We start from the raw sequence: 18,513 nt of genomic DNA on the forward strand, positions 1-18,513 counted from the left end.
AATGACTATCAAGAAAATACATTAAAATGCTTATTTAATACAAAATTGCCGGTTATATCAAAAAGAATCAATGGGATATTTCCCGTAGTTTTTGGGATATTTCCCGTATTTTTCTGGGAAATATCCCGTATTTTCGGCTCATGCACAGGTCTTGAATTTCCCCTTGCGGAATGGTTGCAATAATGTTTTTCATACCTGCTTAGTTATTATCTGATCACGAATTGCCACCATGGAATCCGCCAAGTTAAAGGAGAAGGGCCATTAGCTTACAATACGTCCCCTTGTCGGTTACGAATGGCCAGGGAGTTGGTTGTAGGTTATAGTTTGATTGTTTAGTTAGTGTAGTAAATGATTTTATCAACCAGGCCACGTCAGTTTGATGTGGCTTGCTTTTCTGTATTCACTTTCCGGAGCAGTCTGCCAATCACATTCGCCACACGGCCATTTTCGAATTGAACCAGCATGTTGCCGTTCGTGCCCCTGATGCATTTGTCTCCATTCATGACTGCGGTGCATAACTGACCTTTCAGGGTAGGGTCAGTCATCCGATCCCCCAGATAGGTGTATGTTGATAAAATTTTCGTCATATGATTTGTACTTACAATTGGTTAGGTTGCACACCAAGTCGTATGTATGAGAAAAAGACTACCTAAAACAAAGCCGGTTGATTATTTTGATCCCCAGACAGTATTATACCTGACTGGTAGTGATAATTACAGCCAGGTTCACCTGGTGAATGGCCGGGTTATCTTATCTGCCCGCACCTTGAAATGGTTTGAACGACAATGGCCGGTCTTTTTACGACCCCATAAAAGCGCCCTGATCAATCCAGATTACGTGCATGGGCTGTTGATCGGATCAACTCTACGATTCCCCAGCTATGTAGTTATGCAAGACAACGTCCAACTGCCCATATCCCGCCGTCGGGTACCCTGGATGATCTGTTACTTTAAATAGTCGTCCACAAGGCGTTCGCCGACCGGTTCCTGCCTAGAACAATTGCAATTGGCCAGTACTGGCATTGATTTTTGGCGTCTCATAACTCCACCAGCCTTGCGACCCTTTGGCCTTTATCGGCTCATCAAAAGCGGTAGCGTTCTTAGTTCGCCAGATCCACCGCCCAGGTTCATAATTGCCATACCGAAATTCCCGATCCTCAATCTCAAATTGTTCAGGGCTCAAATTGGGACTACTAAATTCATTCATCCAATCCTCACTGCGTTGGTAGCTGACGATCTCAACAGTTCCAAGTATTACCCCTAGTGGCAACTGAACACCTTTGAGGTCTTCGCAGAATGGCCAGGTGAGCATGAGATCTTTGGCATACTTGTGCATTGTTTTCGCAGCGGCAATACCAATGATACCTTTTACCTTTTCATGATGCCAGGAGCGCGTTTCGTTGCTTTTGAGTACATGCCCGTTCCGCTTGAGGAACATCAGCGTGGCGTAGGGTTGGTGTAGGGTGATGATTCGCATAATTTACTCTTCGTAGAAGAACGTTTGAAACGCATATTTAACCGATTCGCCATTATTGAAAAAGTCTTCTCGCAGCGACTTCCAATCAGTCGATTCAATCGATTCTGGAATGAATCCATCTGCTTTTTGCAATTGACGAAAAGCTCCCTCATACTCAAACCAATTGGTCAAATTACCAGACACAACTGGTTCGACATCTGGAATGTGTGCAAACCGTTTATCATCCCATCGTTTCAGTTCCTCCGGATCGGCCATATAGCCTACCAGTTCGGGATTCTGAAATATATTGCCTACAACTCTGGCATCTTTAATTTCACCAATCTGTGCGAAGCAGGCATGCTCCGAAGTCACTTCTCCAATAAGGCCAAAACACCCATCTCGAAAAGCGATTTCATTATAGACCAATCCGAACCCCTTTAGCTCCATTTTGTCTTCGTGGCGAGTTTCAATAATATCGCCCTCGTAGACATCTTTGCCATCCATATCGGTTTGGCCCGTAAATTCCATCATGACACCATTGCCATGCATGTGAGCATCATAGGCACCATCCAGGCTGAGATTCGGCTGATAGGCCATGGTATTGCGAAGTTCGACAACGGGATACTCACTCGTATGCCAGAGCCTGAATTTTAGCTGTCTCATTTTTCTGGAGTTGTATTAAGCGTAAGCCGAACCTCATAGCCAGTAGCCTGTTCAATGGCACCCTGAATATTATTGGCCACATCTGTTTCAATCGTCAGTGGTTGAATAGCCGTATCAGGCACATCAATCACGGCGTTCAACTGCGGCTTCTGAAATAAACTAGTAGGCAGATTTAAGCTGACCGAAATAGCGATTTCATCCCAGTTCAATCCGGGCTTTGTTTTGAGCGCCTTGATACTCCCCTTACTGTTAACGACTAGAAAAAAGTTGGTTTTCATTTGTGTATCTGTTTTAACAATTTCCTGCGTACTGTCTGTGCGGCTTGCAAATCGACCAGGCTGATGTTACTCTGCCGTCGCATGGTCGGGCTTTTCTGAAGTTGCTCAATGCCGATCTGGATGAGGTAGGCGGCCGTGCGGAGGCCATCGGATTTAGTCAGCTTTTTCATGCTGCAACGCACCTCCTTTTCTTCAACCGAGGGGCTAAAACTTCAATCATGCTTTTGGGAACCAACGGATGCACCGAGTTGCCAATAAATTTCTTTTGATGGGTTTCGGCGCCCTTTAACACGTAGTCATCAGGAAAGCCCTGAATACGCTTGAGTTCGGGCACATTGAGCATACGCATCTTTATGTCCACAATGCCAAAGGCAGCCATGAACTGCTTGATCTTGATCGTACAGGGACTATCACCCGGCAGAATCTGAATGGCCAGTTCGCCCGATGAGGTCACTACTAAATAAGGATAGTGTCGGTCGGCTGTTATTGTCGGAGCTACCTCGTCAATCGAACGTAGAGTATTGTTAAATTGAGCATTAAGTAAATAGTGATGATTGCCGGTAAGCAGAGTTGGAGCAGGTTGATCAACACTAGTCGGTACGTTATCGTGTTGATTATTCATTAGCAACTGACACTGGACAACCGAAACCGGCGCTTTGTCCTGACGGGCGATAAGTGTAGGTGCGGGATCATCCAGATCACTACTGTTTCCGAACCAACCGGGATTCTGCAGAAAGCCTTCAACGGGTTCGACACTGACCAACCGTTGATTAGGAATGGTCGTAAGGGCCGTTGTTGGCTCGTTTAAATCCTGCGTTTGGCAGCCTTCACTGAAATAGTTGGCCATAAATCGTTCCGTCCGGATGAGGCCAAACTTTGGGTTTTCCGTTAACGTACCCGCTGGCTGATCAATGGACGCCGGTTCGCTATTGCCATACTGCTGATCAATAAAGTGCTCACACTGCACCAGCGAAACCCGGTCTTTGGTCGGAATTGTCGGCGATGGCTCATCGATGGAGGTGGTTTGGCCGCCACCCGAATAATAATTTGCCAGAAAATTAGCCTGGACGAATGCGCAGCGGTTTTCCGTTGTCAGCGTTCCGCACAGCTCATCCATTCCTGTATTTCTGGATTCGGGTTTGCCGCCGTAATATTTACTAAGGAACGCCTGTACCAGCTCCTGATTCCCGCCAGTTGTCGTCACCGTGCGGGCAGGTCCATCGATGGAAACTATCCGCCCTTCGGGACTTCGGCCAGCGACATCATTTTGCCGCTGAACAATGAAGGCCGCTTTTACCAGCGCGTGACTATCGGAGGTTGTCAGTGCACCGGCAGGACCATCGATACTAATGTTTTTCCCTTCCGGTTTCCCCGAATAATACTTGCTTAAAAAGCTGACATCGCCATTGGCAACATGTTTCAGTAAACCCGCATAGATCCGTTCCAGCGTATTCTCAACCAGATCCTCCCGGTCCTGCGGGCGAAGGGCCATATTGCTTTTACGGCCAAAGATGCTGTGCCCCTCATCGCTAAAATCCAGCACATCCCGAACGGGCATCCACGGTTTGAGCTTATCGAATAGCGAAGTCTGGCCCATCAGTACCTGCTTGCCAACCACTTTGGCATGGGTCGGTTCTGGCCAGACAATTGGAATATTCTTTTTGGCGAAAATGGCGAAGTAGCGCAGCCGGGAGGTATAGGCTCCGAAGTCAGCGGCATTCAATAAGCGGGAATCGAACTGATAGCCCATATCCTGAATCTGACGAACCCAGCGTTGATAATACTGGCCTTTGGTGCGACTTTCCGGTATCCAGTGATAATCCCACTCCTTTTTCTTCTTATCGTAAATCATGTGACAGGCGGGTGCTGCATGACCATCCCAGGTGTGTTTCATATCGGGCTTGGCGATCATGGGTCCCCACGCCATAAACTCCCGAACGTTTTCCACCGTGAACAGATCTGGTTTCAATACGCGTAAGTAATTTGGCATAAATTCAGCGAGTGAGCGGCTGTCAGCATCGCGGGATTTACCTCCTTTGGCATTGCTGAAATTTGTACACTCCAACGAACCGTGAAAGAGTAAAACGGCATTGGGATAGAGTTTTCGGGCAGCCTGAACAACGGCCAGAATTCGGCGGGGCAGGGTCTTATCCCGAATATCCTCCACAAAGTGCATGGTCTCGGGATGGTTAGCTGCATGGGAGGCAATGGCCAGTTTGTCATGATTGATCCCGACAATAACCACAGCCAGCCGGTTGCCGAATCGATCAACTGCCCGCTCAACGCCTTCGGTCCAGCCGCCAGCTCCACAGAAAGAGTCTATTATAGTAAAGTATCCCCCACCAGAGGTGGGGGCTTTATGAAAAAATACCCCCAAAGGGGGATAACTAGTTGAAGAGGTCGGTTTGGCGCCCGTCGGCTTCCTCTTGTTTATCTTGATCTTCCTGATACTTGATGTATCGGCGAATTTTGTCCTCATCCAATCCGATTGTACTTACAAAGTAGCCTCGTGACCAAAAATGATTTCCCCAGTAAGGTTTCTTTTTTAAACTCGGGAATGCCTTAAACATATTGATTGCTGTCTTCCCTTTAATCGTGCCCAATACTTCTGCAACACTACACTTAGGCGGAATCGAACACATTAAATGCACATGATCAGGCTGCACATTCAACTCCAAAACCTCCACTTCTTTCCAACTACAGACTGTGCGTATTTTATCCTCAACCATATCGGCAATCACTTCCCGAAGGATACAGTATCGATATTTGGGAGTCCACACAATGTGGTAGACACAATAGTAAAAGCTGTGCGATGATCGACGATATTTGCCCATGCCACAAGGTAAAAAAACTGGCACAGCCATTCAACATCACCACCGCCAAAGGCGGTGGTTTTAATACTTCAATAAATTTGACAAGCTCAGGGACTATTTTAGGCTTGGGCGCAACGCGGTAGCTCATGAGTAACGAGGTTTTTGTACGCTTTTGAAGGTTGGTAATCGAATCCGATAAGAATCCCGGTCTGACCAGCCATTAATGAACTGCCAGGTGCATAGTAACCAGCCAGGTCAGGATTCTTACGGGTGAAAAAACAGGGGCAGGCAGGTGGCCCGCGCGTGAGACGAATACTCATGCCAGTACTGGAAACTGCCTGATGTGTAAATCATCAGGAATGGACTGAATCTTATCGACCTGCTTGAAGAAATACGGTACCTGTTGCACTTGACATTGATACTTCATCGACCGTGCCCAATCCGTATCGAATGGCCGCTTACCCGGTCCAGACTCCCCACCCTGAATGACCCAGTGAATCCCGTTTAGGTCGATGTTGGGAATGTTTTCCAACTGAGGCTCTAGCGATAAAAACCGTTTCCCATTGACGCGTTTCAACTGTTTAAGAAGGGTTACCAATTGCGACCGCTTGACAATGCTGGTGCCGAACATCACGTTGGCCGGTGGAGATGTCTTCCAGCGTTCGGGAATGATTTTATTGAAGTTCGACGGCCTTTTGGTCAATAAAAGATGCAACAGATTTGGCGTCGATGGAATGACCTCATTAAAATAACGTTGCCGAATATGAGTGTTATCAATTGGGGAGTTGTCATTCACATCGATAGCCTGAACGCCCAGTCGGTTTATGAGAAACATTGGCTTTTCGGCGATATCCATCATGGATCCCACGAACACCCGATGCACTTCCCCCGCAGCCTCGGCTAGTCGCTGGTATTTCTCAAAGGCTTTCCAAACGCCCTTGATTTCCATTCTGGGCGTTTCTTTACCCCATATAGGAACGGGTTGATACCGTTTTGCCCAGGCTTTGGCGTAGCAGTTATCGCAGCCTTCATGCACCTCTTCACAACCCCACCAAAGGTTCGCGGTGTGATGCGTCCATTCAATTTTAGAATCTTTTGCCATGATAATTGTTTAGTTAGATGCTCCTCGTTGCCAAACACTTCGATTGGACAGGGTATAGTCGGCCTCTGAAATCACCGAAATGCGTTCGAAAAGCGGAGCGTTCAAACTGGGATGGGTATGCTCCAGTTCGGTACCCAAAAGATCTTCCTGTAACCAATGTTGGATGTCCCACAACTGCTGTTCACCGATTTCCCCTTCCAGCATATGTAAAGGGTCTGGCAGGTCATAGACGACAATTATTTTAGCCATAACCCTAAGCAGATTGAAGTAGGTCAAACAGGGTTGGTACCTTCCGTTTGTATTCAGCCTCCCGGTGATAAGCCACATTGCACCGGAAATAGTCAGGATTGAGCTCACAGGAGTAGCTGCGCCGGTTCAACGGAATCGCCCGATTGCCGACGGTACCCAGACCTCCAAAGGGATCATACACCACATCGCCTTCGTTGGAGTAGCGAACAATGGCCCGATCAACGATATCGATCTGAAACGGGCAGATGTGTTGCTCCTCCCGATGCTGGGATTGACGACTGTTCAGGGTGTGCATGCGAACCACATCATCCCAGACGTATTCGGACCGGGCGGCCACACGCAGCGATTCGAACGTCGCGGGCAGCTTGCCCCGCTTATCCATTTCGTTAGCTGATTCGACGTGGGCAGCATAATTGTACACCGTTTCCCGGCTTCGCTCCATGAACACCGAAGCTATTTTATCGACCTGCCAGTTAGCTATTTCCTCTGGCGTAAGCAGGGTATCGCCCGATGAATTCCACTTAGCGCGGGCATCGATCTGCCATTTGCCACGGGTGTAGGCCTCCTTGGCTTTGACCACCGGAATATCGGCGTAGGCTTTACTGGTATCGGTGGGCAGCTTCCGAAACAACAGCAGGTATTCGGGCGAGCCAACCCCCATTTTACTCCCATCTTTACATTGCTCTGTCCACCCCAACCGGTAGGTACCATTGTTTTCGCGAACCACATCCGTTTCGATGGTGATCATGCCCATAAACTCAAACCCGTGTTTCATAAAATGAAAGGTGGTTTTCATGTGAAAGGGATTCACCGTCGGCATACCCGTACCCGTCACAGAGCCAAACAGGATCCGGTCTTTGACGTGAACAACTGCCAGTCGGCCCGGTTGCAAGACCCGGTGCAGATTGGGCGTCAGAAAATCCATTTGGGCAAAGAAATGGTCATCATTATTGGTGTGACCAAGATCGTTGTAGGAGGGCGTGTACTCGTAATGATTGGAAAAGGGAATGCTGGTTAGAATAAGCCCGACGCTGTTTTCTTCCATACGCGCCGTCTCCAGAATACAATCGTTATGCACGGCCGTAAACCGATCTCCGCTCACCTGCTCACGCTCCACCCCCATCGACCGGTTTAGTTCACTGTGCATAGCCGTTTGGGATAAACCAAACTCCTTGACAATCCCAGTCATGGTCGCCACTAGTTCATCATGCCGTTGCCATTTAGCCTCAAACTCACGCCGAACATGTTCCTCCGCATCGGTATAGATGAAATGGACATGGCATTCGTGCGACTGGCCATACCGTTGAATCCGGTGAACAGCCTGGATAATGTCGTTAAATTTGTAGGTGATGCCCAAGAAGATAGCGCTGTAACAATGCTTCTGAAAGTTGCACCCTTGCCCCGCTATGGATGGTTTGGTGGCTAGTATTCGATAATCGCCGTGCTTGAAGTCGATTAGCAGTTTTTCCTTCAGGGCATCGTCCTGTGAGCCGTACACGGATTTAAAACTGGTCCAACCCAGCAGGTCGGCCGTTTCCTCTAGTTTTTCGCGTTCTTTTTCCAGGTCATGCCAGATCACCCAACTCGTATCAGAGGGCTCTCCGTCTACGATGCCGGTGGCATGCACAATTCTGGCATCAATACTGTCTCGTTTTTCTTTAGCGGAGGAGCGCAGGTCAATGGCCTCATCCCGAATGAGCTTTAACTGGCCATCGCGATCTACCGCACTTTCCTCTTTGGGTAGATTAATTAGATGCCAATGCCGGTGCAGTTTGGGTAACGCAAAACCCTCATCCGAATAGCCAAGATCGGAGGGTTTTGTAATGAACAAAGCCCACGAAGAAACCCATAGCCAGAATTCCCGCTCTTTGTGGGGATGGATGGTCAGGTTATTGGCCTTCGTCGAATCGCGCTTAAAAAACCGAGTCAACGCCTGCCCCGTATCCATCACGCCCAGGAATCCCGCGTAGTGAATCAGCTCTTTGTATTTGTTGGGCGAAGGCGTGGCCGTACACACATACCGGAATTGAACCGCCTGGAATTTAGATAAAAACTCCTGATAGGTTTTCGAACCGTAGGAACGCAGCACACTAGCCTCATCCAGACTGGCAAACACAAAGTAATCCGGCTGAATATCCCCATCCCGAACCCGCTCATAGTTAGTGATGATGATGCGGGTTTGAGTAGCTTCCACCTCCGCCTGCGTTCGGCAATAAGTTATTGACGTGTCGAGCATCTGGGCGGCTTCGTAAAACTCCTGTTTGACAGCCAGCGGACAAACGATGAGGGCTTTCCCTTCGCGGCCCGCTAAACACAGCATGGCCAGTTGCAACTGGATGATGGTTTTGCCCAGTCCAAAGTGAGCGAAGATGGCCCGGCAGCCTCCCTCGGCTCCCCATTGAATGGCATTGGCCTGATACGGAAAACAAATGGAGTGAATCTGCTCCCGATTAACCATAAAACCGGTTTTGGGCGTTGGTACCATCTTTTCCGATAGAAATCCCTGATACTCCCTGAGAAATTGATAGTCGTTCATAGCTGTTTGTAGCGTCGAATGGTGCGTTTTTTATCTTGGGCCACGGGCGCGTCCACTTCAGCCAGATCCTTCGCCAGATGCGCGGGCAGCCGTAGCGTTTGGCCCAGGGCGGCATACTTGGCGCGTTTCAATGCCAACTGATGCGGTTTGACATACACCACCCTGGGCACGAAGATGGTTTTACCCGTCAGCGGGCAGGGAATCAGGCCAGAAATGTCAGACGGGTCTAGCTTTTCGGCCATTGGGGTGAAGCCTTTGGTGTTGGATTTAGTGACGTTTTGATGGTTTTTAGCCATGATTTTGACAGATTAGAGAGTACATGCCCAAAGCGGGCGAAGCCAGCGGAAAAAGGGGCAGGATGTGAGTTGATTGGTTAGTCTACAGGTTCTTCAACTTGATTTCGACGGGCTTTTTCGGTCTCCACTATGGCCAGCACATCGGGTATATTTTGAGCTTTGGACCGGCGTTCGAGATCTTCCAAAATCTCGAATTCAATATCCTCCGCGTTTTCGGCCAAATACTTGGCAAAGTTTTTATCACTGGAAATGGGCGTCGTGATTTCCGGGGTTTTATGCAGTTTGGCCCGTTGAATGAAAAGCTTGATTTCTTTGATCTTTTCCTGACCCAAACTGGCCAGTAAACTATTGCCGGTCTGAATCATGTCGGATTTGAATTTCCGGTTTTGCTCTTCACCCCATTCGGCTTTTTCCAGCAGGTATTTCCGAAAGAAGTCCGACACAACCGTTCCGTCAATCCGGTTGAAAATTGGCCCATATCGGCCCGCTTTTACCCGTTTTAAACACAGAATCAGATCTTTTACGGTTTCATTAGGAAATTCACCACACCACACCAGAGCGTATTCAAACAGTTGACGGGCATCCATCCGAAGGGAGGTATTCAAACCATCGTTGAACAGCTTCAGAATGGCACAGACCAGTTTAAGTACGGTCGGCTTGCCGTGAAAGCCAATGACCTGCTGAACAGTTGACGCCGTTGCTGCCTTTTCGATGGTAACCGATTCCTGCAAAGCAATCAGGGACATATACGACTCTTCCGAGAGTTCTTTGGCTTCGCTGAGCTTAAGTGCCGAAGTACCTTTCAGCGAGTCCATCAATTCCCGCTCCGGTTTCGGCTGTGCTTTGGCGATTCCCTGATTGCCGGTGGTTTGTAGGTTTCGATTGGCGTTGTTCATCAGCTTGAAGTCGTAAAAGTTGATCCTTGATCCAGTTTAGGCAGTGTTTTAAAACCTCCGGGTAGCTTCGGGTTGTCAGGTTTTTGGTAGCCCATTGCTCCGAGACAAAGAGCGAAATCCATTGCAGGGCGGCTTCACCTCTAAGCCCATGATGCTTGCTGAGGTGCTCAATAACGCGTCGTTCGGAGTGAAGTTTTTTGGTAAACTCGTCCAATTCAGCTAGATCAGCCTCACTCAGATCATCGGTGGGGAAAGGGGGCGCGCGGAACTGGGGGTTAGGGGCATTTTCAGCGTCGATCTCCTCGGCATCAACCTCCAAAATTTCGGCTTCACCCGCGTTTTTTTTAGTTAAGTTTAAATTATTCTCTTCTTCTATTATTCTCTTATACATCGGATTTTGGTCCGATGCCCCTTCGGATTCTTTTCCGATGGCCTTCGGATTTTGGTCCGATGGTTCTGATTCTGATCCGATGGTTTGAGGCTCAATGAGGCTACCCTTCGGATTTTCATCCGTACCATCGGATTTTTTTCCGATGGTACTTTCTATCAGGTAAGAATTAGGACATAGCGCATACCAGCTTTGGTTCTGTTGTTTGTTTCTGGGATGTGCTTTTAGAAATTCTTTGTCACAAAGCGCCTTCATTCGACGGTACATCGTATCGCGTTTCAGCTTTAGCATCGGCAGCTGAGTGCAGATATTATCATGCTGAAACCAGTAATACGTAGTCCCTTCCTCCACCCAGGACCAGCACGTTTTCGAGAAATTCAAACAAAAGTCTATAATCGCCCCATCAACCATGTCGAGGTCAAAACCATGCTCCATGATGGCCCGTTGGTTGATATTTAACTCGAACTTCATAGAGACTTTACGTTTCCCAATAACTGCTTACATTACAAGCAGTTATTGGGCTGTTTACGAGCGAACGATACACACTATACGCTAGGTAGTTGGTTCCAATACATCCGCCTTGTTCACGGAAAAGAACAGGGGTTGTACCGGTTTATGAAACGTCCACATCGAACACCACAGCTTTCCCGTTAGCAGGATCTTGAGCCGGTCCAGCGGAGCGAGTTGCCAACAGGCCACCATCTGCCCCTGGTCGCCTTCCTTGAAGTGAGCGGGCAGTGGTCGATATTCGGGTTGATCCTTGGCAACGCGGGTATGCTGCTCGGGGAATTCAATCGGTGTTAGGCCATAGAGCCGCTTTTGCTCGGCATCAAGTTTCACGGTCGAAAGGGTTCGATACAACAGATAGCCAACCAGAAGCATGGCCAGCGAGACGAGCGGTATGGCCACCTTGAGAAATGTGCTTAAGAGAATAAACATCGTGTGAAATTGATTAGAGGGTGAACGGGCTGCTACTGTTCGATGATCACGATGTCCGGCGCAATCTCCTCAATACCCTTCAATACCTGATCAATCTCCGAATCGCGCATCCCTTCAATCAGATCATTGACCACCGGCGAAACCAGCGTACAGGTAAAATCATCGGGATTAATGTACACCTCCACCTCAAAGACTTCTTTCTTGGTACCCTTGAAAATGGGCATGACCAGGTTAAACGCTTGGGGTAGATTGCTGGTCACCAGCTGGGCCCGTAATTCCCGTACATTGCCTTTGTTGTCATTCTGCTTTTCAATTTCCTTATCCACCTTCGCCCGAAACTGTTGAAGGTCGGAAACGAGCTGCATGGCCACAGAAGGATTCTCAAAGGCGGTGCGGTTCATCTTAAACAGCTGAGCCATCTGGTAATTGGTCAGGTATTTACCGGAGTTGACCCCGAAGGTGATGAACATCGGATGGTATTCGAGTTTGCCCGTAATCATTGGCGCATACGGATCTGTTTCGTGCACATCGAGCTCAATCGACAGCTTGTTTCGGTCAACCGTTACCAAGCATTTTAATTGCTCAATCGTTGTAATTCGCTTGAGTAGCCACAGGAGTGGACTAGCTAGCACACCCGACCGATGGGTAACCACGGGTTCACGCAGTTCCAGCGCTTCACCCTGCCGGATGGTCAGTTCGTTTTCGTCAGAGACAAGATTTACTGTGAATTCTGGTTTCATGAATTAGAGTGATTTGAAAATGAGAGAATTAAGAATATTCTTACCTGACTAAGAAAATTAGTCGTTGGTGCCGGTCATGTACTCATCACGGCGATTGACAGCGAAGACCGTCTGCTGATTTTCACCGGGACGCATCGGTCGGGAGCTAACCAGTCTTCCCTCAGCATTGTAGTAGCCAACGAGTTTGGCATCAGCTTCGAAGAACATATAACACGGCTCGGTGACCTGTTCGGCTTTGTTGCGCAGGAACAAAAGCGTCAGACCGGCTTTCCCTTTTAGCTCTTTGAGTGTCAGGTTAAAGGCATCATTGGCCTTTTTCTTTTCGGCCTCCAGCTTGGCGATCTGGATACTGACATCGGTATAGGAATCCTTTAACTGATTCAGCTCATCCGATTCGTAGGGCTTGAGGTATTCCAGGGTTTCGACCCTATCGCAACTGTCAGACAGAATCTGTTTTCGGTCGGCCGGGGCAACCTCGGCAAATAATTGGTTTTGCATAGAAATAGACTTGGTTTGGTAAGTGCTTAGTAAGGTAGATTATCTTCCTCTTCGTCATCGTCCTCTTCGTCATCACCACTTTCAATCCGACGCTGAGCCGTTTCATCGACCGCTGGCTTAATCATTTGACGAATATCCCAGGCAGTAATGGGCTTGAATTTGATCTGTTCAGCGCGGGCCTTAGCAACCTCTTCGGTGACGGGGTTGATTGCATAGATTGAGGAGGGATTTAGCAATCGATCAAAACTGGGACTGTCAGAGGTAGCTGGTATCGAAACCCGAAAGAACGTAGCGGACCAAAGGTTTGTTCAGTGACATGGCCAGCGAGTTGCTGATGACCAAAAAGCTCCAGGATACACCAGGCTTCAAATTTTTGAACGGGCGTTTGAGGGTTCATACTTATCTAAATTTGAGGTTAAAGCTTATTGATAGGCACTACTTTAAAACCAGCCCGTTTCCATCCATTTGAATCAACAGGCGCCAACGTTTCCGTTTTAGCGACTAAAAGCCCGTCGATATAATGGAACCATTGAACGGCCAGCGGTTGATAATTGATTACGTAGGTCAGGCCCGTATGAACGATCTGCCAAGCGCCGGTTTTAACCAAAGCGATTTCTAGGGGCTTAGTCAGATCATGATGGGGACTCAGAATTAAACTATCACTATCCACATCTCGACGGGCCGTTTTTTGATACAGCATGTGCGGACAAAGCCGGATTGATTCGCGGGCACAGGCTTCATGCATAAAGCAGTCAGTGCCGACCCGATTCGTTAAGCCTTTTGGACCCGTGACCATAAACGAGGCTTTATCAAGTGACTTACTACATACCCAGCACTTTTTGAACTTGAGGCAAGTCACCCATTTCCGCCCGTCGGCACGGTGAAAATTAGGCATGGATTCTCCTGAAGCATCGGGCAGCCATTGCACAAAGTAGGGCACTGGGTAGCCCCGGTGAAACGGCAGGTGTTGCCAAATCGGTGGAACATCAGCTTGTTTCATCAGATAGCCGGTTGAAGCAAATAAAACCGCCGTTTTTCGCCATCATATTCCACTCCGTAGTTAATACCGTGTCCGAGCAGTTCATCAAACAGATCATCCTTTTGACTATCATTCAGGAAAGTAAATCCATTCAATTCCGCCAAATGCGCATCCCATTCTTTCGAGTTTTCTAAGCTTAATTGCTGGTAGCGTTGCTGCCAGTCCAGCACTTTCTGGGAGTTGGGCGATAGAGCCCGCTTACTGGGATGTTGGGGAATGCTTAGTTGATCGGCGGTAACGACCTTTTTGCCGGATTGCTCCACAATGGCCTTTACCTGTTCTTGTTGAGAAGTTGGCAACTCAGCCCGCAGGTAAAATTTATGCCCAAACACCTCGGGAAAGGCCAGCTGAACGCCCCGGCATAAAGCCAGTTCGTAAAGCTCCTGTTTGGTAATCGGCGGTACTTTCTGCTCGACTTCGGCGCGACTTAGCTTGATCTGACCAGAAATTTTCTTGTTAAAGAAAAAGTTAAGCTCACACAGATCATCTGTTTTGTGAATGATCTTGGTTTCACAACCGTCATGGCGTCCAATCACCCGTTCAATTAAAACGGGCCTATCGACAATAACCCGGTTGTTTTCCACCGAGATACCGAACAAACTTTCGGTGATGGTCAGGCTCAATAAACTACCGAACAGAATTTTGGCATAAAACTGCTCGGGCGAACCTGCGCCAAACGCGCCGGATCCAGATAGGTTTCGGGCAATAATGTCCAGCTCAGCGTGTGAAGAGGGAATTAATAAAGAGTTCATGATGATGCGATTTATGGAGCACGATGTGGTGCATGCAGAGATAGGCTTTAACGCTAATAAACAGGGCCACTACCATCAGGGTCGGGACCACGTACTCAGTCAGGAGTCGTTTCATCGGAAGATCGAGTAAACAACGTAGCTCCAGCCAGCAATTCCGGCCAGAATAATAATGGACCAGGTCACTAGTGAAACCGGCTCAATTTTTGGCTTTTCTTTTGGCTTCGCCTTGGCCTCTACCAGAATCTTGGCGAGTGTTTGACGGTGCTGCTGGGGGTGCGTACCGAGTCGATATTTTGACATGGCAGGACGGGAAGTTTTAGAAGCGAGGTTCATAAAGGCGTAGGGGTTTGAGGTTCAGGTTTTGGCTCATCCAAACAGAGAATCCACCGTAGTAGGTTAATTTCAACGGCATCCCGGTGGCTTTTCCAGTTGAGGGCTTCCAGCGTCTTTAGGCGATCCGTTAGTTCCTGTTCAGATCGTACCATGGGGATTAGGTTTGGCGCTGTATTGTCGATAGCTACCCCCGTTCACTTTGTAGCAGTTCAGCTTTTCCGCCCGTTTGTCCAGCGCGGAAGTGGCCAGACCCATTTTCTTAGTTTCCTTCAGTCGGTGGATCGTGCCCCCGTTCTGACCAATTCTGAGATCATCTGCCATCGCGTTCAACTGTTCCAAGGTGGTGCACCTAGCCACGGCCTTATCCCAGTCTTTCAGAGTGGGGTATTTCAGAAAGGAGGCTGGCGGGGAGCTGGTTTGTTTTTCTTGTTTTGTTTCCATTGTTTTGTGCTGTAATTGATTTTGGTACTGACCCGACTCGCCTGAGTTGGGTTTTGTCTTTTCTTATGGGAATAGATGAAACGTTAGTGTTTGTAGTCATACTGGAAATACAGCCAGGCACAGAGTAGCCCCAGACACAGGGCAATCAGCAACACGAGTTCTACCAATCTGAGAAGGGCCTGCTTCATGTTCATTAGATCTTGGCTAGGTTAGAAGAACTGGAGCCAGTAGCCCCAGTCCTTGCCTTTTTATATCCACACCAGTTGCACAGGGTTTCCCCCGCACTCAACTCCCTCCCCTTTTTTTCGGGGAAGTATCGTTTACCCGGCTGCGTGCACTTTTCCAGCCGCACGCCAGGCGTCTAAGTCTTTTCGTTTGTAGGAAATAATCCGGCCTACTTTTATATGTTCCAGCCCCCGCTCCCGGTAGTGGTACATCGTTTTAGGTTGTACGCCGAGGTATTTAGCCGCATCCCGCTCGTAGATATCGACGTTGTCCAGAATATCCCGAACTTCTGACAAGGCCTTATTACTGGCGTCCAGTTGAGCCGAGATGCGCAGCATCAGATCGGGCAATTCGGCGAGTGCTTGAAGAAATAAGTCCATACAAGTGCTTGAGAAGGCGGCTTTGTCAGACCCCCTTGGTTACGTTATACACCGTTGTTTCACTGACGTTAAATTTTTGGGCGACGGCTGTCTTAGCTGCCGTTGCCATCGCGCCCCGCTTCAACAGGCGAGCGTAGGTGTTCCGAATTTTCTTATTTCGGGCTTCTAGTTGCTTTCGGAGGGGGGTGGTTAGCATGAGAAGGCAAGAATTAAGAGATACGAACACCTGTTCTAAGCCTGGACACGTTGGCACCGGAAAACAACGAAGGTGGTGGTGAAGTCGGCGCGGGGGTTGGGGGAACTACGGGTGTATCCTCATCAGAGTCATTACTATTGTCCCATCTTTTACGAATAGCCTCCACCCCTTTAGGGGTTACAAACAATTGAGGGTACGACTCTTCTTTGTCACCACGTCGAAAAGTCTTTTGGCGAACCATAAACCAGCCCTGATCTACAAATTGCTGGTACGGCTGATTGTGCCCCCGATGGTAGAAAAGGATTTTGTCGTTTCGTAAAAAATCAAATAGCCTATTTTGGCCAGTGCCAATCATTTTAGCAACTTCAGCGATTGTGTAATATCCTTCAGCATCCATTGTTCGCTTATATTGCTCAAGCTTGGGTTTGGCCGCTTCGATTTGAAGTTGCTGTTCCTGAGTTACCTTAAGCTGATCAATGTAAGCCTGTAATGCCTCAATGTGATTTTGGGGCAGGTAGTAAACGGAGGAGGCAGGAACAATGGACTGTTCTGTACGAGCTACTTCTAGTTGGTCAGCAACGGCGTGGAAGACTTGGCGGTAAATTTCAAAGACAGCACGTACTTTTCGAGCGACCAAATGTTCCATGCAAGGAACCGATAGTTGGTAAATTATTTCCCCCCTTCCCCTACCTGAATTTTCACCTTTTTGGGTGAAAAATAAATAATCCTCATTTTCAAAGCATTCCTTTTTGAGGACATCTACGGCCTTCTGTTTTTTGGTATAAACTAGTGGCCACACCTCATCCAAATTAACCGGATACTTCTCTCCTGATTTCGCCAACTGCCGCACTTTCTCAAAGTAGGCTTTAATGGTGGCGGGATTGCTTAAGTTAATTGCAGTGTTCATGGCTAGTACTCGATTGTCTGCGTTCCGGTGATGCGAGCTTTATAATGCACTTTGCCTTTCCGGGGGAAAAAACTGCCCTCCGTATCTGTAATGTGAACCTCTAGCCCCAACTCAGCTGCCCTGATAAGCAGGCTAGTGAGCCCAGTTAGTTGCATTCGGATTGCCTGAGCGAGGTCATTTCGCTTTTCTTCTGTTGTCATGGGATTAGGCAGCTACACGTGATGCTTTGCGTTCGTTGTCAATTTTTCGATCTGCCTCAGCCCGTTCTAAGCGGGTTAATCCTTCGCAGAAAGCATCGTAGGTTGGCTGAGTCACGTTTTCAAAGCGAATGACCTTTTGTGCAGCTCGCTCCGAAATACCTCCCAGAGCAGCAGCAGCCTTAATACCGCCTTCGGTCTTAGCTAGTCGCTTACGAAGGGACTGTTCGATATGCTTGCTAATTATCATCGTTCATATATATATTGCGTACACTCAAACGTGCATTCATCCGTTTATCAATTTTGTATAACAAAGTTAATCAATTCTGTTTAACATTTGCAAATATGTTACACAAAATATTATACAATATTGTTTAATTTATATGAATGCGTACTCAATAGGCGTGGAAGCAAGAGAGGCTATTAGAAAAATTATAGAGGCTAGGGATATTTCGGTCAGGTCACTTTCGGCTATGATTGAAATAGCAGAGCAAAGCGTATCTAGTATGCTTAGTGGAGGCCGAACACTAACAGATAAAACTTTGGCTAAAATGTCCAAAGCCCTAGATGTGCCATTCGAGATTGTTAAATATGGAGAAGGCCTTGAGCCGTATCTAAAAGGTAAGCCAAGCCAAGAAGAAGCTAGGGCAATAGGATTAATAGATGAGACGGAAGTAGTGACCAGTAAGTCTGGCATGGAATTTCGCGACCTTGATAATGGCATGGTTCTAATGACCATGACACTAGTACCAGAATATGCATATGCCAGTTATCCACACGGCTGGCGAGACCCGGAATACTTGATAGAGTTACCTAAATATTCGATTGTTTTACCTGCCCCAGAGCCAGGCTTTTTTCGAGCCTTTGAGGTGCGTGGCGACTCTATGGATGATGGTACCAAATATGCCATTGGGCATGGGGATGTGGCTGTTGGCAAGAAAATAGATCCTGATATGTGGAATTATAAGCTTTATCAGAATGGAGGAACAGACTACATAGTCGTCACTCATGACGGTGTAATCTGCAAGCGTATAATAGATCAGGATATAAAAGAGGGTGTAATTATTTGTGCTTCGAAAAACCCTAACAAAAATGAATATCCAAATTTCACTATTCGTCTATCAGAGGTATATGAACTTTATAAAATCAGAAAGATAGATCGCGATTGGAACCATAGATAGAGTAATTAT

At 47.8% G+C, this 18,513-nt stretch carries 31 protein-coding genes; 2 read left to right on the forward strand and 29 right to left on the reverse strand.

Going from position 1 to position 18,513, the window contains the following annotated elements; all coding sequences use genetic code 11:
* Positions 1-371: 371 nt before the first annotated feature.
* Complete coding sequence (locus GO755_RS26490) at positions 372-587, reverse strand: hypothetical protein (RefSeq protein WP_157588332.1); 216 nt, start codon at positions 585-587, stop codon at positions 372-374.
* Positions 588-633: 46 nt separating this feature from the next.
* Between GO755_RS26490 and GO755_RS26495 the strand changes: the two genes are divergently transcribed.
* Positions 634-957 (forward strand): LytR/AlgR family response regulator transcription factor, encoded by a 324-nt coding sequence (locus GO755_RS26495; protein WP_157588333.1) that lies wholly within the window; start codon positions 634-636, stop codon positions 955-957.
* Between the two features lie 33 nt (positions 958-990).
* On the opposite strand, the gene GO755_RS26500 is transcribed toward GO755_RS26495, so the two are convergent.
* The 28 genes from GO755_RS26500 to GO755_RS26630 form a co-directional block, all read right to left on the reverse strand.
* The gene (locus tag GO755_RS26500) at positions 991-1,476 is read right to left on the reverse strand and encodes an ASCH domain-containing protein (protein WP_157588334.1); all 486 of its coding nucleotides are present in this window, start codon (positions 1,474-1,476) and stop codon (positions 991-993) included.
* Positions 1,477-1,479: 3 nt separating this feature from the next.
* On the reverse strand, positions 1,480-2,118 hold the full coding sequence (locus GO755_RS26505) for a YopX family protein (RefSeq protein ID WP_157588335.1): 639 nt from the start codon (positions 2,116-2,118) through the stop codon (positions 1,480-1,482).
* Complete coding sequence (locus GO755_RS26510; protein WP_157588336.1) at positions 2,115-2,396, reverse strand: hypothetical protein; 282 nt, start codon at positions 2,394-2,396, stop codon at positions 2,115-2,117. The genes GO755_RS26505 and GO755_RS26510 overlap by 4 nt, the downstream gene beginning before the upstream one ends.
* Positions 2,393-2,566, reverse strand: a complete 174-nt coding sequence (locus tag GO755_RS26515) for a hypothetical protein (protein WP_157588337.1) — start codon at positions 2,564-2,566, stop codon at positions 2,393-2,395. The genes GO755_RS26510 and GO755_RS26515 overlap by 4 nt, the downstream gene beginning before the upstream one ends.
* Positions 2,563-4,773 (reverse strand): DNA cytosine methyltransferase, encoded by a 2,211-nt coding sequence (locus GO755_RS26520; RefSeq protein ID WP_198174937.1) that lies wholly within the window; start codon positions 4,771-4,773, stop codon positions 2,563-2,565. Before GO755_RS26520 ends, GO755_RS26515 begins: the two co-directional genes overlap by 4 nt.
* 10 nt (positions 4,774-4,783) lie before the next feature.
* Entirely contained in the window at positions 4,784-5,230 is a 447-nt protein-coding gene (tnpA, locus tag GO755_RS26525; protein WP_157588339.1) for an IS200/IS605 family transposase, read from the reverse strand.
* 98 nt (positions 5,231-5,328) lie between these two features.
* Positions 5,329-5,529, reverse strand: coding sequence for a hypothetical protein (locus GO755_RS26530; RefSeq protein ID WP_157588340.1), 201 nt, complete (start codon positions 5,527-5,529; stop codon positions 5,329-5,331).
* Positions 5,526-6,311, reverse strand: a complete 786-nt coding sequence (locus GO755_RS26535) for a DUF5131 family protein (RefSeq protein ID WP_157588341.1) — start codon at positions 6,309-6,311, stop codon at positions 5,526-5,528. Before GO755_RS26535 ends, GO755_RS26530 begins: the two co-directional genes overlap by 4 nt.
* A gap of 9 nt (positions 6,312-6,320) precedes the next feature.
* Entirely contained in the window at positions 6,321-6,560 is a 240-nt protein-coding gene (locus GO755_RS26540; RefSeq protein ID WP_157588342.1) for a hypothetical protein, read from the reverse strand.
* A gap of 4 nt (positions 6,561-6,564) precedes the next feature.
* Entirely contained in the window at positions 6,565-9,096 is a 2,532-nt protein-coding gene (locus tag GO755_RS26545; protein WP_157588343.1) for a DNA methyltransferase, read from the reverse strand.
* Positions 9,093-9,392: a hypothetical protein gene (locus GO755_RS26550; RefSeq protein WP_157588344.1), complete on the reverse strand. Its 300-nt coding sequence runs from the start codon at positions 9,390-9,392 to the stop codon at positions 9,093-9,095. Before GO755_RS26550 ends, GO755_RS26545 begins: the two co-directional genes overlap by 4 nt.
* A 77-nt stretch (positions 9,393-9,469) precedes the next feature.
* Complete coding sequence (locus GO755_RS26555) at positions 9,470-10,288, reverse strand: hypothetical protein (RefSeq protein ID WP_157588345.1); 819 nt, start codon at positions 10,286-10,288, stop codon at positions 9,470-9,472.
* Entirely contained in the window at positions 10,176-11,147 is a 972-nt protein-coding gene (locus tag GO755_RS26560; RefSeq protein WP_157588346.1) for a hypothetical protein, read from the reverse strand. The genes GO755_RS26555 and GO755_RS26560 overlap by 113 nt, the downstream gene beginning before the upstream one ends.
* Positions 11,148-11,228: 81 nt before the next feature.
* A complete protein-coding gene (locus GO755_RS26565; RefSeq protein WP_157588347.1) occupies positions 11,229-11,615 on the reverse strand; it encodes a hypothetical protein in 387 nt (128 codons plus the stop codon).
* A 32-nt stretch (positions 11,616-11,647) separates the two neighbouring features.
* Positions 11,648-12,355 (reverse strand): hypothetical protein, encoded by a 708-nt coding sequence (locus tag GO755_RS26570; RefSeq protein WP_157588348.1) that lies wholly within the window; start codon positions 12,353-12,355, stop codon positions 11,648-11,650.
* Positions 12,356-12,412: 57 nt separating this feature from the next.
* Positions 12,413-12,853, reverse strand: a complete 441-nt coding sequence (locus tag GO755_RS26575; protein WP_157588349.1) for a hypothetical protein — start codon at positions 12,851-12,853, stop codon at positions 12,413-12,415.
* Between the two features lie 26 nt (positions 12,854-12,879).
* Complete coding sequence (locus tag GO755_RS26580) at positions 12,880-13,089, reverse strand: hypothetical protein (RefSeq protein ID WP_157588350.1); 210 nt, start codon at positions 13,087-13,089, stop codon at positions 12,880-12,882.
* A 179-nt stretch (positions 13,090-13,268) separates the two neighbouring features.
* On the reverse strand, positions 13,269-13,853 hold the full coding sequence (locus GO755_RS26585; protein WP_157588351.1) for a hypothetical protein: 585 nt from the start codon (positions 13,851-13,853) through the stop codon (positions 13,269-13,271).
* Positions 13,853-14,644 (reverse strand): hypothetical protein, encoded by a 792-nt coding sequence (locus GO755_RS26590; RefSeq protein ID WP_157588352.1) that lies wholly within the window; start codon positions 14,642-14,644, stop codon positions 13,853-13,855. The genes GO755_RS26585 and GO755_RS26590 overlap by 1 nt, the downstream gene beginning before the upstream one ends.
* Positions 14,610-14,759 carry a hypothetical protein gene (locus tag GO755_RS41000; protein ID WP_198174938.1) on the reverse strand — a complete coding sequence of 50 codons (150 nt, stop codon included), beginning with the start codon at positions 14,757-14,759 and terminating at the stop codon, positions 14,610-14,612. Before GO755_RS41000 ends, GO755_RS26590 begins: the two co-directional genes overlap by 35 nt.
* Positions 14,756-14,977 carry a hypothetical protein gene (locus GO755_RS26595; protein WP_157588353.1) on the reverse strand — a complete coding sequence of 74 codons (222 nt, stop codon included), beginning with the start codon at positions 14,975-14,977 and terminating at the stop codon, positions 14,756-14,758. The genes GO755_RS41000 and GO755_RS26595 overlap by 4 nt, the downstream gene beginning before the upstream one ends.
* Entirely contained in the window at positions 14,974-15,129 is a 156-nt protein-coding gene (locus tag GO755_RS26600; protein WP_157588354.1) for a hypothetical protein, read from the reverse strand. The genes GO755_RS26595 and GO755_RS26600 overlap by 4 nt, the downstream gene beginning before the upstream one ends.
* Positions 15,116-15,418: a hypothetical protein gene (locus GO755_RS26605; RefSeq protein ID WP_157588355.1), complete on the reverse strand. Its 303-nt coding sequence runs from the start codon at positions 15,416-15,418 to the stop codon at positions 15,116-15,118. The genes GO755_RS26600 and GO755_RS26605 overlap by 14 nt, the downstream gene beginning before the upstream one ends.
* Positions 15,419-15,738: 320 nt before the next feature.
* Positions 15,739-16,023 (reverse strand): helix-turn-helix domain-containing protein, encoded by a 285-nt coding sequence (locus tag GO755_RS26610; protein WP_198174939.1) that lies wholly within the window; start codon positions 16,021-16,023, stop codon positions 15,739-15,741.
* Positions 16,024-16,048: 25 nt separating this feature from the next.
* Positions 16,049-16,219 carry a hypothetical protein gene (locus tag GO755_RS26615; protein WP_157588356.1) on the reverse strand — a complete coding sequence of 57 codons (171 nt, stop codon included), beginning with the start codon at positions 16,217-16,219 and terminating at the stop codon, positions 16,049-16,051.
* Between the two features lie 13 nt (positions 16,220-16,232).
* A complete protein-coding gene (locus GO755_RS26620) occupies positions 16,233-17,126 on the reverse strand; it encodes a phage antirepressor KilAC domain-containing protein (RefSeq protein ID WP_157588357.1) in 894 nt (297 codons plus the stop codon).
* Positions 17,127-17,128: 2 nt separating this feature from the next.
* Positions 17,129-17,326, reverse strand: coding sequence for a hypothetical protein (locus tag GO755_RS26625; protein ID WP_157588358.1), 198 nt, complete (start codon positions 17,324-17,326; stop codon positions 17,129-17,131).
* Positions 17,327-17,330: 4 nt separating this feature from the next.
* Entirely contained in the window at positions 17,331-17,573 is a 243-nt protein-coding gene (locus GO755_RS26630; RefSeq protein WP_157588359.1) for a hypothetical protein, read from the reverse strand.
* A gap of 133 nt (positions 17,574-17,706) precedes the next feature.
* Between GO755_RS26630 and GO755_RS26635 the strand changes: the two genes are divergently transcribed.
* Positions 17,707-18,504: a helix-turn-helix domain-containing protein gene (locus tag GO755_RS26635; RefSeq protein ID WP_157588360.1), complete on the forward strand. Its 798-nt coding sequence runs from the start codon at positions 17,707-17,709 to the stop codon at positions 18,502-18,504.
* Positions 18,505-18,513 lie beyond the last annotated feature (9 nt).

The organism is Spirosoma arboris, assembly GCF_009754945.1.
Taxonomy (GTDB): Bacteria; Bacteroidota; Bacteroidia; order Cytophagales; family Spirosomataceae; genus Spirosoma; species Spirosoma arboris.

Bases quoted from the DNA above. Each gene is read 5' to 3' on its own strand.
- GO755_RS26490 (WP_157588332.1), bottom strand. From the start codon at position 587: ATGACGAAAATTTTATCAACATACACCTATCTGGGGGATCGGATGACT.
- GO755_RS26495 (WP_157588333.1), top strand. From the start codon at position 634: ATGAGAAAAAGACTACCTAAAACAAAGCCGGTTGATTATTTTGATCCC.
- GO755_RS26500 (WP_157588334.1), bottom strand. From the start codon at position 1,476: ATGCGAATCATCACCCTACACCAACCCTACGCCACGCTGATGTTCCTC.
- GO755_RS26505 (WP_157588335.1), bottom strand. From the start codon at position 2,118: ATGAGACAGCTAAAATTCAGGCTCTGGCATACGAGTGAGTATCCCGTT.
- GO755_RS26510 (WP_157588336.1), bottom strand. From the start codon at position 2,396: ATGAAAACCAACTTTTTTCTAGTCGTTAACAGTAAGGGGAGTATCAAG.
- GO755_RS26515 (WP_157588337.1), bottom strand. From the start codon at position 2,566: ATGAAAAAGCTGACTAAATCCGATGGCCTCCGCACGGCCGCCTACCTC.
- tnpA (WP_157588339.1), bottom strand. From the start codon at position 5,230: ATGGGCAAATATCGTCGATCATCGCACAGCTTTTACTATTGTGTCTAC.
- GO755_RS26530 (WP_157588340.1), bottom strand. From the start codon at position 5,529: ATGAGTATTCGTCTCACGCGCGGGCCACCTGCCTGCCCCTGTTTTTTC.
- GO755_RS26535 (WP_157588341.1), bottom strand. From the start codon at position 6,311: ATGGCAAAAGATTCTAAAATTGAATGGACGCATCACACCGCGAACCTT.
- GO755_RS26540 (WP_157588342.1), bottom strand. From the start codon at position 6,560: ATGGCTAAAATAATTGTCGTCTATGACCTGCCAGACCCTTTACATATG.
- GO755_RS26545 (WP_157588343.1), bottom strand. From the start codon at position 9,096: ATGAACGACTATCAATTTCTCAGGGAGTATCAGGGATTTCTATCGGAA.
- GO755_RS26550 (WP_157588344.1), bottom strand. From the start codon at position 9,392: ATGGCTAAAAACCATCAAAACGTCACTAAATCCAACACCAAAGGCTTC.
- GO755_RS26555 (WP_157588345.1), bottom strand. From the start codon at position 10,288: ATGAACAACGCCAATCGAAACCTACAAACCACCGGCAATCAGGGAATC.
- GO755_RS26560 (WP_157588346.1), bottom strand. From the start codon at position 11,147: ATGAAGTTCGAGTTAAATATCAACCAACGGGCCATCATGGAGCATGGT.
- GO755_RS26565 (WP_157588347.1), bottom strand. From the start codon at position 11,615: ATGTTTATTCTCTTAAGCACATTTCTCAAGGTGGCCATACCGCTCGTC.
- GO755_RS26570 (WP_157588348.1), bottom strand. From the start codon at position 12,355: ATGAAACCAGAATTCACAGTAAATCTTGTCTCTGACGAAAACGAACTG.
- GO755_RS26575 (WP_157588349.1), bottom strand. From the start codon at position 12,853: ATGCAAAACCAATTATTTGCCGAGGTTGCCCCGGCCGACCGAAAACAG.
- GO755_RS26585 (WP_157588351.1), bottom strand. From the start codon at position 13,853: ATGAAACAAGCTGATGTTCCACCGATTTGGCAACACCTGCCGTTTCAC.
- GO755_RS26590 (WP_157588352.1), bottom strand. From the start codon at position 14,644: ATGAACTCTTTATTAATTCCCTCTTCACACGCTGAGCTGGACATTATT.
- GO755_RS41000 (WP_198174938.1), bottom strand. From the start codon at position 14,759: ATGAAACGACTCCTGACTGAGTACGTGGTCCCGACCCTGATGGTAGTG.
- GO755_RS26595 (WP_157588353.1), bottom strand. From the start codon at position 14,977: ATGAACCTCGCTTCTAAAACTTCCCGTCCTGCCATGTCAAAATATCGA.
- GO755_RS26600 (WP_157588354.1), bottom strand. From the start codon at position 15,129: ATGGTACGATCTGAACAGGAACTAACGGATCGCCTAAAGACGCTGGAA.
- GO755_RS26605 (WP_157588355.1), bottom strand. From the start codon at position 15,418: ATGGAAACAAAACAAGAAAAACAAACCAGCTCCCCGCCAGCCTCCTTT.
- GO755_RS26610 (WP_198174939.1), bottom strand. From the start codon at position 16,023: ATGGACTTATTTCTTCAAGCACTCGCCGAATTGCCCGATCTGATGCTG.
- GO755_RS26615 (WP_157588356.1), bottom strand. From the start codon at position 16,219: ATGCTAACCACCCCCCTCCGAAAGCAACTAGAAGCCCGAAATAAGAAA.
- GO755_RS26620 (WP_157588357.1), bottom strand. From the start codon at position 17,126: ATGAACACTGCAATTAACTTAAGCAATCCCGCCACCATTAAAGCCTAC.
- GO755_RS26625 (WP_157588358.1), bottom strand. From the start codon at position 17,326: ATGACAACAGAAGAAAAGCGAAATGACCTCGCTCAGGCAATCCGAATG.
- GO755_RS26630 (WP_157588359.1), bottom strand. From the start codon at position 17,573: ATGATAATTAGCAAGCATATCGAACAGTCCCTTCGTAAGCGACTAGCT.
- GO755_RS26635 (WP_157588360.1), top strand. From the start codon at position 17,707: ATGAATGCGTACTCAATAGGCGTGGAAGCAAGAGAGGCTATTAGAAAA.